This window comes from Microbacterium sp. K35, assembly GCF_004794375.1.
GTDB lineage: Bacteria > Actinomycetota > Actinomycetes > Actinomycetales > Microbacteriaceae > Microbacterium > Microbacterium sufflavum.
Window position 1 is genome coordinate 1 of record NZ_SSDM01000054.1, and the last position, 10,287, is coordinate 10,287.

Annotated in this window: 12 protein-coding genes; 7 read left to right on the top strand and 5 right to left on the bottom strand. The window is 72.2% G+C overall.

Annotation, left to right across the window (positions count from 1 at the left end):
• Nucleotides 1–579, bottom strand: a 579-nt coding sequence (locus tag DW299_RS01405; RefSeq protein WP_136035376.1) for a YflT domain-containing protein, incomplete at its 3' end; no start/stop codon positions are given.
• An 85-nt stretch (nt 580–664) separates the two neighbouring features.
• Here DW299_RS01405 and DW299_RS01410 point away from each other — a divergent pair.
• Genes DW299_RS01410 through DW299_RS01425 form a run of 4 tightly spaced genes read left to right on the top strand, consistent with a single transcriptional unit; the run spans nt 665 to nt 4,085 of the window.
• Nucleotides 665–1,930: a magnesium transporter MgtE N-terminal domain-containing protein gene (locus DW299_RS01410; protein WP_136033187.1), complete on the top strand. Its 1,266-nt coding sequence runs from the start codon at nt 665–667 to the stop codon at nt 1,928–1,930.
• Entirely contained in the window at nt 1,930–2,454 is a 525-nt protein-coding gene (locus DW299_RS01415) for a DUF1003 domain-containing protein (RefSeq protein WP_136033189.1), read from the top strand. Before DW299_RS01410 ends, DW299_RS01415 begins: the two co-directional genes overlap by 1 nt.
• Nucleotides 2,451–3,572 carry an Mrp/NBP35 family ATP-binding protein gene (locus DW299_RS01420; protein WP_136033192.1) on the top strand — a complete coding sequence of 374 codons (1,122 nt, stop codon included), beginning with the start codon at nt 2,451–2,453 and terminating at the stop codon, nt 3,570–3,572. The genes DW299_RS01415 and DW299_RS01420 overlap by 4 nt, the downstream gene beginning before the upstream one ends.
• Before the next feature lie 18 nt (nt 3,573–3,590).
• Nucleotides 3,591–4,085, top strand: coding sequence for a YcxB family protein (locus tag DW299_RS01425; RefSeq protein WP_136035377.1), 495 nt, complete (start codon nt 3,591–3,593; stop codon nt 4,083–4,085).
• 9 nt (nt 4,086–4,094) lie between these two features.
• Here DW299_RS01425 and DW299_RS01430 read toward each other — a convergent pair whose 3' ends face one another.
• The gene (locus DW299_RS01430) at nt 4,095–4,469 is read right to left on the bottom strand and encodes a twin-arginine translocase TatA/TatE family subunit (protein ID WP_136035378.1); all 375 of its coding nucleotides are present in this window, start codon (nt 4,467–4,469) and stop codon (nt 4,095–4,097) included.
• 90 nt (nt 4,470–4,559) lie between these two features.
• Between DW299_RS01430 and DW299_RS01435 the strand changes: the two genes are divergently transcribed.
• The gene (locus DW299_RS01435) at nt 4,560–5,198 is read left to right on the top strand and encodes an O-methyltransferase (protein WP_136033197.1); all 639 of its coding nucleotides are present in this window, start codon (nt 4,560–4,562) and stop codon (nt 5,196–5,198) included.
• Nucleotides 5,199–5,287: 89 nt separating this feature from the next.
• On the opposite strand, the gene DW299_RS01440 is transcribed toward DW299_RS01435, so the two are convergent.
• From DW299_RS01440 to dapE, 3 genes are all read right to left on the bottom strand, one after another.
• Nucleotides 5,288–5,461, bottom strand: a complete 174-nt coding sequence (locus DW299_RS01440) for a DUF3117 domain-containing protein (protein ID WP_136033199.1) — start codon at nt 5,459–5,461, stop codon at nt 5,288–5,290.
• Between the two features lie 94 nt (nt 5,462–5,555).
• Complete coding sequence (locus DW299_RS01445; protein ID WP_136035379.1) at nt 5,556–6,773, bottom strand: hypothetical protein; 1,218 nt, start codon at nt 6,771–6,773, stop codon at nt 5,556–5,558.
• Nucleotides 6,755–7,828, bottom strand: coding sequence for a succinyl-diaminopimelate desuccinylase (dapE, locus tag DW299_RS01450; RefSeq protein WP_136033202.1), 1,074 nt, complete (start codon nt 7,826–7,828; stop codon nt 6,755–6,757). The genes DW299_RS01445 and dapE overlap by 19 nt, the downstream gene beginning before the upstream one ends.
• Before the next feature lie 66 nt (nt 7,829–7,894).
• Between dapE and dapD the strand changes: the two genes are divergently transcribed.
• Together dapD and DW299_RS01460 are read left to right on the top strand one after the other, a co-directional pair.
• Nucleotides 7,895–8,848 (top strand): 2,3,4,5-tetrahydropyridine-2,6-dicarboxylate N-succinyltransferase, encoded by a 954-nt coding sequence (gene dapD, locus DW299_RS01455; RefSeq protein WP_136033204.1) that lies wholly within the window; start codon nt 7,895–7,897, stop codon nt 8,846–8,848.
• A 237-nt stretch (nt 8,849–9,085) separates the two neighbouring features.
• Nucleotides 9,086–10,287, top strand: a 1,202-nt coding sequence (locus tag DW299_RS01460) for a DEAD/DEAH box helicase (protein ID WP_136035380.1), incomplete at its 3' end; no start/stop codon positions are given.

The window sequence follows — 10,287 nt, forward strand, 5'->3', positions numbered from 1 at the left end:
AGCCGGGGCAGCCGGGGGTGCGGGAGCGGGAGCGGGGGTACCGGCGCCCGGGGTGATGCGCTCCCCGTAGCGCGGCGGCTCGTCCAGGTTCACGGGTGGGCGCACCGGAGCGACCCGCGTGGCACCGAGCACCTGGCGGGCCTTGGCCAGCGACGCCGCCTGCACCGTGACCTCGTAGTGATCGGCGGCGAACTGCGTGACGCTCGCGAAGTCGCGGCGCCGGCGGACGATCGCGTACGTCACGAGGCTCAGCAGCATGCCGACCGCGACACCGATGAAGACGAATCCCACGAACAGCTGGATGGGGACCTCGGGGTTGCCGAGCACCAGGATGGCCGACAGGAAGAGCCCGATCAGCACGCCGTTGATCGCGCCCGATCGGGCAGCGGCGGCATAGCCGAGGCGCCCCGTCACCCGCTCGACCGTGCGGACGCTCTGCCCGACGATCGCGATGTCCCGCGCCGGCACCTCTCCGGCGATCAGCTTCGACACCGTCTTCTGCGCGCTCTCGTAGTCGCGCATCGAGGCGACGATCTCGCCGGTGTCCGTGCCGTTCGCTGGGCGATTAAGCATGCTCATCAAGCCATTCTTCCATGCCGTGCTCACGGCCGCCGCGGATGGCGTGCGGCCGCCGCGGGCCAGACCCCCGGGATACGCTGGACGAGTGAGCACACAACGGGTCTTCGCCGCGCGCCTCGCAGGGTGCGCCGTCTTCGATCCCGTCGGCGACCGGCTCGGCAAGGTCCGGGATGTCGTCGTCGTGTATCGAAGTACCGCGGCCCCTCGTGTGATCGGCCTCGTGGTCGAGATCCCCGGCCGCCGCCACGTGTTCCTCTCGATCGGGCGGGTCACCTCGATCCGGTCGGGGCAGGTCATCACCACGGGCCTCATCAACGTGCGCCGCTTCTCACCGCGAGCCGGTGAGGTGCGGGTGCTCGCGGAGATGCTCGGGCGCCGCGTGAGCCTCATCGACGGCAGCGGCACCGCCGTCATCGAAGACGTGGCGATCGAGCCGAACCGTCTGGGCGAATGGGCCATCAGCCAGCTCTTCCTGCGGCGACCGAAGACCGGGGCCTCCCCCTTCGCCAAGGGGCCGACGACGTTCGCCGCCTGGAACGAGGTCGCCGAGGAGCGGGCGCCGGGCGAGGCGCAGTCCGCCGAGCAGCTCGTCGCGTCGTACTCCGAACTGCACGCCGCCGACCTCGCCAACACCCTCCTCGACCTGCCGCAGCAGCGCATGATCGAGGTCGCCGAAGAGCTCTCCGACGACCGTCTCGCCGACGCCCTGGAGGAGATGCCGGAGGACGAGCAGGTGCACATCCTCGACCGGCTCGGCGACGAGCGCGCCGCGGACATCCTCGACCAGATGGAGCCGGACGACGCCGCCGACCTGCTCGCACAGCTGCCGCCCAACCGCCTGGAGCAGCTGCTCGAGCTGATGGAGCCGGAAGAGGCAGAGGACGTCCGGATGCTGCTCCGCTACGGCCCCGACACGGCGGGCGGTCTGATGACGCCGGAGCCGATCATCCTCTCCGCCGACGCGACCGTGGCCGAGGCCCTGGCGCTCATCCGCCGTCACGAGCTGCACCCCGCCCTCGCCGCCGCGGTGTTCGTCACGCTGCCCCCGTTCGAGACCCCGACCGGACGCCTGCTGGGCCTCGTGCACTTCCAGCGGATGCTGCGCTACCCGCCGCACGAGCGCCTCGGCGCCATCCTCGACGACAGCCTCGAACCCGTCCCGGTCACGGCCTCCGCGGCCGAGGTCGCCCGCATGCTCGCCAGCTACGACCTGGTGTCGCTCCCCGTGGTCGACGCTGCCCACCGCCTCGTCGGCGCCATCAGCATCGACGACGTGCTGGACTACCTGCTGCCCGACGACTGGCGCACGCACGACAGCGACGACGCGTCGCCCACGACGGGGGCGCGCTGATGGCGAGGATGAGCCGGTCGACGCCGCGCCTGGACGCACCGGGGCGGGGAACCACGCGCCCCCGCACCACCTCCCGCGACCGCTTCGGACGGTTCACGGAGTGGGTGGCCCGGGCCATGGGCACGCCCGCCTTCCTCGTGATCCTCAGCCTGTTCTGCATCCTCTGGATCGGGTGGAACACGCTCATGCCGCACCACCTGCGCTTCGACGATGCGGCCCTGGGGTTCACGGCGCTCACGCTCATGCTGTCACTGCAGGCCTCGTACGCCGCCCCGCTGATCCTGCTCGCGCAGAACCGGCAGGACGACCGCGACCGCGTGCAGATCGAGCAGGACCGCCAGCGGGCCGAGCGCAACCTCGCCGACACGGAGTACCTGGCGCGGGAGATCGTGGCGCTGCGCATGGCGCTCGAGGAGCGCAATTCGCAGGCGGTCACCCGAGACGTGCTGCGCCAGGAGCTGAAGGCGCTGCTGGCCGAGCTGAACGACGCCGAGGACGAGCCGGCGGGCGGCGCGACCCCATGACCGCGGCCGACAGCGTCCGCAGCGCCGTCTCCGCCGTCACGGACCCGGAGCTGCGACGCCCCATCGGTGAGCTCGACATGGTGCGGGACATCGAGGTCGACGGCACCGTCGCGCACGTCGGGATCGCGTTGACCATCGTCGGGTGCCCCGCCGCTGACCGCATCGAGCGGGATGTCCGCGCCGCGGCCGCCGCGGTGCCCGGCATCGAGACCGTCGAGGTGGACGTGGGGGTCATGACCCCCGCCGAGCGGAAGGCGCTGACCGAGAAGCTGCGCGCCGGTCGCCCGCCGCGCCACATGCCGTTCGGACCCGAGTCGCTCACGCGCGTGATCCTCGTGTCCAGCGGGAAGGGCGGCGTCGGCAAGTCCACCGTCACCGCGAACCTCGCGGTCGCTCTCGCCCAGCGCGGGCTCGCGGTCGGCCTCGTCGACGCCGACGTGCACGGGTTCTCGATCCCCGGTCTGCTCGGCATCCCCGCCGGCACGCAGCCCACGCGCATCGACGACCTCATGCTGCCCCCGGTCGCGCACGGCGTGAAGGCGATCTCGATCGGGATGTTCCTGCGCGACGGCGAGTCGGTCGTCGCGTGGCGCGGGCCCATGCTGCATCGGACCGTGTCGCAGTTCCTCACCGACGTCTTCTTCGGCGACCTCGACGTGCTGCTGATCGACATGCCGCCCGGCACGGGAGACATCGCGATCTCGATCGGTCAGCTGCTCCCCCACGCGGAGGTCCTCGTGGTGACGACGCCGCAGGCGGCCGCATCGGAGGTGGCGATCCGCAGCGGACTGGTGGCGCGGCAGACCGGACAGCGGGTGATCGGCGTGGTCGAGAACATGGCGGCGTACACGCTCCCGGACGGCACCGTGGTCGACCTGTTCGGCGCGGGCGGCGGGGCGGCGGTCGCCGAGGCCCTGTCGGAACCCGGCTCCCCGGTGCCGCTGTTGGCATCGATCCCGCTCAGCCCCGCGCTGCGGCGGGGCGGCGACGTCGGCGACCCCGTCGTGATCGCCGAGCCGGACGACGCGGCGGCGACCGCCATCCGCACTCTGGCCGCACAGCTCGGACGACAGGGACGCGGCCTCGCCGGTCGACCGCTGCCGATGTCGATCTCCTGACCCGTGGAGGATGCCCGGATGCCGCACCGCTCCGTGACCGTGGACGAGAGACTGCTCCGTCACATGGCGAGGGACGCCGCGATCTACACCCTCACGCGCCCGGTCGCCATCGTCATGTGGCTGGCGCTGGCCGCCGCCCTGATCATCGGCGTGCTCAACCTCACCGCGACCGCGCGCGCCGGGCAGGAGACGTCCGCCATCGTGGCCTTCACTCCGGCGGTCGCGGTCGCCCTCGGCCTCTATGCGGTGCTGCTGTCGGTGTCCAGCGCGCGCCGTGCGGTGCGGGCCGCCATGCCCGTGGAGAGCGTGGTGTGGGTGGCGCTGGAGGACGACCGGCTGCAGCTGGGCAGCGACCGGCGGCGCTCCGAGATCCCCTACTCCGAGTTCCAGCACGTCCGCGTCGGGCGCGACGCCGTGCTGCTCAAGGTGCGCGATGCCGCGGTCGCGACCGCGATCCCCCGCGTGCTGCTGAGCGACGACGACATCGCGCGACTGCGATCCCGCGTCTCCTGAACCGTCGGGTCAGGTGGCCTCGGAGTCGAACGGCGGACGGTTCTGCGCGTCGAACACCGGCGGCGCGGTGCGCGGGGCCGCCGGTTCCGCGATGGTGGCGGCGACCGCGGCCGGGGTCGTCGGCTGGGGCTCCTCGAACAGGGCGTCGCGGATGATGCGCCGGGGGTCGTACTGCCGCGGGTCGAGCTTGCGCCAGTCGACGTCGTCGAGCTCCGGGCCCATCTCCTCCCGCATCCGCGACTTGGTGTCGCGCAGGTACTCGCCGGCCTTGCGGACGAGTCGCGCGAAGCTCTCGGCCGCACGGGGAAGACGTTCGGGTCCGATGATCAGCACCGCGATGAGGCCGATCAGCAGCAGCTTCTCGAAGGTCAGACCGAACGTCATGTGACCAGGCTACCGCCGCGCCTGCGGAGTCTGCGCGCAGACAGCCCATACCCTGGAGGCATCACCCACGCAGGCAGGGAGAGTCAGGCCATGAGCGAGCACGACGCCAACGCGCGCTTCCTTCGAGAATCCATCGTCGAACCGGATTCCCTCGCGAGGGCGCGCGCGCACGCGGTCGAGCTCGGTGCCGCCCCCGTGAGCGCCGCGGTCGGTTCGCAGATCGCCGTGCTCGCCGCCGCTGCGGGGGCGCGGTCGATCGTCGAGATCGGCACCGGTGCCGGCGTGTCCGGCCTCTGGCTGCTGCGCGGCGCCCCGCAGGCCGTCCTGACCACGATCGACAACGAGCCGGAGCATCTCGCTGCGGCACGCCAGGCGTTCGCCGACGCCCGCGTCCCGTCCACCCGCGCCCGCCTCATCACGGGTCGCGCGAGCGACGTGCTGCCGCGCATGAACGAGTCCTCGTACGACATCGTGCTGGTCGACGCCGACCCGGAGAACGTGATCGAGTACGTCGAGCACGGTTTGCGGCTCGCACGGGTCGGCGGGCTCGTGCTCGTGCCGCGCATCCTCGCCGGCGGTCGCGTGGCCGACCCCGTGCAGCGCGACGACGTGACCTCCGCCTACCGCTCGCTGGTGCAGGCGACCCAGGAGTCCTCCGCGGTGCTGGCCACGGTGTCGCCGGCCGGTGAGGGACTGCTGCAGCTGGTGCGCCTCGACGACCAGGACTGACCGCGGGCACGGGGCCGGAACAGCGAAAGAGGGCGATGGATCCGCGGATCCATCGCCCTCCTGGTTCCGCACGAGCGGACCCGGTTCGATCAGGCCGGCGTCACGACGGCACCCAGCACGTCGTGGAGCTCCTTCGCTTCGGCGTCGTTCACGGAGACGACCAGGCGGCCGCCACCCTCGAGCGGAACGCGCACGATGATGAGTCGTCCTTCTTTCACGGCCTCCATCGGTCCGTCTCCGGTCCTCGGCTTCATCGCTGCCATCGTGGCTCCCTTTCCTCCGGTGGTATGGAACGAGTTTATCGGGTGACACCGCGCCGTGGACGTCACGCCGACACAATCCCGTTCTCCCGCGCGATCAGGGAACCTGCCAGAACGTGCTGCCGAGCGCATACACGTGGTAGATCCACACCCACTGACCGAGCAGGCACAGCACCAGCACGCCGAGGCGCCAGGCGCGCGACCGGGGCACCGCGACCGCGCCCCACGCCGGGCTGAGCGGCAGCAGCAACCGGAACGTACTCGACTGCGGGAAGAACACCGCCAGCAGGTACAGCAGGTAGCTCGCACTCCACAGGCGCAGGTCCGCACCCAGTGCCCGCACCGGGCGGGCGAACAGCAGCGCGAGGGCCGCGGCCACCACGAGCAGCACGAGCGCGACGGGTCCCCCCGCGGCGGGAAGCCCCCACAGCGAGAACCAGAACTGGGACGCCTGCACCCACCCCTCGAACGGCACGAAGCCGTCGACGCCGCCCACGATCCAGTGCCGGCGCCAGGCGAGCTCGGTCGCGAGATACGCCCCGGGGTCGCCCGTGACGACGGCGGCGATCACCTGCCACGCGAAGCCGGTCGCGACGGCGAGCGCGCCGACCGCCACGATGTGCACCACCTCGCGCAGCGCGAGCGGATCGTCGCGGCGGTGGATCCAGCGGAGGATGCCGTGGAGGCCGAGGTACAGCGCGAACGCCAGAACCCCGGGTCGCGTGAAGCCCATCACCGGGATCAGCAGGTACAGCCACGCGTACTGCCGGCGGATCGTCGCGTCCAGGGCGAGGAACAGCAGCAGCAGGAACAGCGTCTCCGCATAGCCCACCTGGAACATCGCGGCCAGCGGCCCTGCGGCGAAGAACACGACCGCCCAGAGCGCGGCCCCGCTGCCGATGCGATCGCGCAGCAGGCGGTGCAGCGCCAGGCAGGCCAGGTAGCCGGCGACGAGGGCGAGCACGAACGCTCCCGCTCCCCACGAGCCGAGCACGAAACCGAGCGCCTTCGCGGCGTATGCGAACACCGGCATGAACGCCCACGCGTTCTCGGCGACCTCGCCGGCGTCGGTCAGCGGCAGCTCGCTCGGATACCCGTGGACGGCCACCTGCCAGTACCACTGGGCGTCCCAGCCGAGCACGAAGTCGATCAGGCCCGCGTCACCGCCGAAGCGCGAGAAGACGGTGGACAGCGACGCCGCCGCGATCAGGAACCCCGTCGTCACGACGCGCGCGCCGAGATAGATCAGGCCGATGCGCAGCGGAAGGGGAAGCCGGGCCCAGCGACGTGCCGTGCTCAGTGCGAGGTGAGCCATGCCCGCAGGCCCTGCTCGACCGCCGCGATCTGCGCGAGCGGCACCCGCTCCTCGTCGTGGTGGGCGAGGTGCGGGTCACCGGGGCCGTAGTTCACGGCGGGGATGCCCAGCGCCGAGAAGCGCGCCACGTCGGTCCAGCCGTACTTCGGTCGCGGCTCGGCGCCGACCGCCGCCACGAAGTCCCGCGCGATGTCGGCGTCCAGCCCGGGGCGTGCCCCCTCGGCCGCATCCGTGATCTCCACGTCGAACCCCGCGAGCACCGCGCGCACGTGGGCCTCGGCGTCGGCGGCCGACTTGCTGGGCGCGAAGCGGTAGTTGACCTCGACCTCGCACGCGTCGGGGATGACGTTGCCTGCCACCCCGCCGGCGATGCGGACGGCGCTGAGGCTCTCGCGGTACAGCAGCCCCTCGACCGGGACCTCCCGAGCGCGGTACTCGGCCAGACGGGTGAGGATGGGCGCGGCACGATGGATGGCGTTCTCGCCGATCCACGCCCGGGCACTGTGGGCGCGGACACCCGAGGTACGCACGATCGCCCGCAGCGTGCCGTTGCAGCCGCCCTCGACCTCGCCGTTCGACGGTTCGCCCAGGATCGCGAAGTCCGCCTGGAGCAGGTCGGGACGTGCCGCCGCCAGCAGCGCGAGCCCGTTCTTGGTCGCCTCGACCTCTTCGTTGTCGTACCACATCCACGTGATGTCGACCGCGGGGTCGGTCAGCTCGGCCGCGAGCTTCAGCTGCACCGCGGTGCCCGCCTTCATGTCGACCGTGCCGCGCCCCCACAGGTAGGGCTCGCCGTCGACCTCGATGTCGCGCGTGGGAAGGTTGCCGTTCACGGGCACGGTGTCGATGTGGCCGGCGATCGCCACGCGACGGTCTCGGCCGCGGTCGGTGCGGGCGACGATCGTGTTCCCGTGCCGGATGACCTCGAGGTGCGCGAGGGGGGCGACGGCCTGCTCGATGGCGTCGGCGAGCGTCTTCTCGTCGCCCGAGACGCTCGGGATGTCGCAGATCGCGCGGGTGAGGGCAGCAGAGGACGCGGTCAGATCGAGCACCATGCCCTCAGCCTACCGACCGTCGTCATGCGGGCGGATGCCCGGGTCGGCCCGCGATACCGTGGAGGTATGAGCGACGCGAGAACTGTGTGGGGCATCGGACTGACCACGACGGCCGGCGACGGCACCGTCCTGGACGCCTGGTTCCCCGAGGTGCGCACCGTCGCCCCCTCGACCGAGGACGCCGCGGCCGCGGTCGACGCCCTGGTCCCGCTCGCCGGGCCGGACGAGCGCCGCAACGTGACGGTCGAGGTCGTCCAGCTCCAGGTCGACCTCGACGCCGCCCCCGCCTCCACCGCGGACGCATACCTGCGGCTGCACGCGCTGTCGCACCTGGTCGCACGCCCGAACGAGCTGAACCTGGACGGCATCTTCGCCCACCTGCCGAACGTGGCCTGGACGAACGCCGGACCTGTCCTGCCGTCCGACGCGGCCCGTCTGCGCCCGCAGCTCCAGCGGGCGGGCATCCAGGTGCAGGGGCTCGACAAGTTCCCGCGCCTGACCGACTACGTCCAGCCCGCCGGTGTCCGCATCGCCGACGCGTCCCGCGTGCGCCTCGGCGCCCACCTCTCCCCCGGCACCACCGTGATGCACGAGGGCTTCGTGAACTTCAACGCCGGTACGCTCGGCGCCTCCATGGTCGAGGGCCGCATCTCGCAGGGTGTCGTCGTGGGCGACGGCAGCGACATCGGTGGCGGCGCCTCCATCATGGGCACGCTCTCCGGCGGCGGCACGCACCGTGTCTCGATCGGGTCGCGCACGCTCCTGGGCGCCAACGCGGGGATCGGCATCTCGCTGGGTGACGACTGCGTGGTCGAGGCCGGGCTCTACGTCACGGCTGGCACCAAGATCGTGCTGGCCGACGGCCCGGTCACTCCGGACGGCGGCCGTCCGACCGTGAAGGGCGCGGAGCTGTCCGGCCGCGACGGCCTCCTGTTCCGCCGCAACTCCCTCACCGGTGCAGTCGAGGCGGTCCAGCGCGCCGGCGTCGGGGTCACGCTGAACGACGCGCTGCACGCCTGACACCGGCCATGCGGCCTCCGGCATGCCGCCACTGGTAGACTGACACCGCTGCTCGCGCCGCCGGCCGGTCAGCATCGTCGTCGTCTAGGGGTCTCCGAGGACCGAAGCGAGCGCCTGGCGCTCCCATCACCAGCCCGAACTGGCCATACGTACGGCGAACGGACGCGCGATCCGCCGCGTCCTCGCCCACCTCACCCCACTACCGCGCCCCTGTCGGGCGCTGACGGAGTTTTCTGCATGCCTTCCTTCCTCGATCTCGGCGTTCCCGCCGAGCTCGCCGCCGTTCTCGCCGCCTCCGGCAAGACCGAGGCGTTCGCGATCCAGCGCGACACCCTTCCCGATTCGCTCGCCGGCCGTGACCTCCTCGGTCGCGGACGCACCGGCAGCGGCAAGACCATCGCCTTCGCCCTTCCGCTCGTGGCGCGGCTCGCGGCCTCGGGCACCAAGCGCCGCGCCGGGCTCCCCCGCGGCCTGGTGCTCGCGCCGACCCGAGAGCTCGCGACGCAGATCGCCGCCACCGTCGCCCCGCTCGCCGAGGCCGTCGGGCTCCGCGTCACCACCGTGTTCGGCGGTGTCAGCCAGCGTCCGCAGGAGAAGGCGCTGCAGGGCGGCGTCGACATCGTGGTGGCCTGCCCCGGTCGCCTCGAAGACCTCATGAAGCAGCAGGTCGTGCGTCTGAGCGCGATCGAGGTCGCGGTGCTCGACGAGGCCGACCACATGGCCGACCTCGGCTTCCTCCCCGGCGTCACCCGCATCCTGGCGGCGACGCCCGCCGACGGTCAGCGCCTGCTGTTCAGCGCGACCCTCGACCGCGGCATCGACACCCTCGCCCGCCGGTTCCTCTCGAACCCGGTCAGCCACGAGGTCGATGAGGCGAGCGTGCCCGTGGGCGAGATGACGCACCGCGTGCTGGTGGTCGACTCCACCGAGAACAAGACCGTGCTCGTGCGCGACCTGGCGTCCGGCACCGGCCGTCGCATCCTGTTCACGCGCACGAAGCACCAGGCGAAGAAGCTCGCCAAGCAGCTCACGGCCGCCGGCATCCCCGCGGTCGACCTGCACGGCAACCTCTCGCAGAACGCGCGCGAGCGCAACCTCGGCGCGTTCTCGACCGCTCCGGAGGACGGCGGGGTGCGCGTGCTCGTGGCCACGGATGTCGCGGCGCGCGGTGTGCACGTCGACAACGTCGACCTCGTGGTGCACGTCGACCCGCCCGTCGAGCACAAGGCCTATCTGCACCGCTCCGGCCGCACCGCGCGTGCCGGCGCCGCGGGCACGGTTGTCACGGTCGTGCTCCCCGAGCAGCGCCGCGACGTGAAGGACCTGCTGCGCAAGGCCGCGATCTCGGCCCCGCTCGAAGAGCTCACCCCGGCCGCGGTGACCGAGCTGGTGCCGGAGCGCGCGCCGCACGTGCGCCCCGCACCGGTGCAGCAGGCGCC

Coding starts and splice junctions, on each gene's coding strand:
- DW299_RS01415 (WP_136033189.1), top strand. CDS start 1,930: ATGGCGAGGATGAGCCGGTCGACGCCGCGCCTGGACGCACCGGGGCGG.
- DW299_RS01420 (WP_136033192.1), top strand. CDS start 2,451: ATGACCGCGGCCGACAGCGTCCGCAGCGCCGTCTCCGCCGTCACGGAC.
- DW299_RS01425 (WP_136035377.1), top strand. CDS start 3,591: ATGCCGCACCGCTCCGTGACCGTGGACGAGAGACTGCTCCGTCACATG.
- DW299_RS01430 (WP_136035378.1), bottom strand. CDS start 4,469: ATGACGTTCGGTCTGACCTTCGAGAAGCTGCTGCTGATCGGCCTCATC.
- DW299_RS01435 (WP_136033197.1), top strand. CDS start 4,560: ATGAGCGAGCACGACGCCAACGCGCGCTTCCTTCGAGAATCCATCGTC.
- DW299_RS01440 (WP_136033199.1), bottom strand. CDS start 5,461: ATGGCAGCGATGAAGCCGAGGACCGGAGACGGACCGATGGAGGCCGTG.
- DW299_RS01445 (WP_136035379.1), bottom strand. CDS start 6,773: ATGGCTCACCTCGCACTGAGCACGGCACGTCGCTGGGCCCGGCTTCCC.
- dapE (WP_136033202.1), bottom strand. CDS start 7,828: ATGGTGCTCGATCTGACCGCGTCCTCTGCTGCCCTCACCCGCGCGATC.
- dapD (WP_136033204.1), top strand. CDS start 7,895: ATGAGCGACGCGAGAACTGTGTGGGGCATCGGACTGACCACGACGGCC.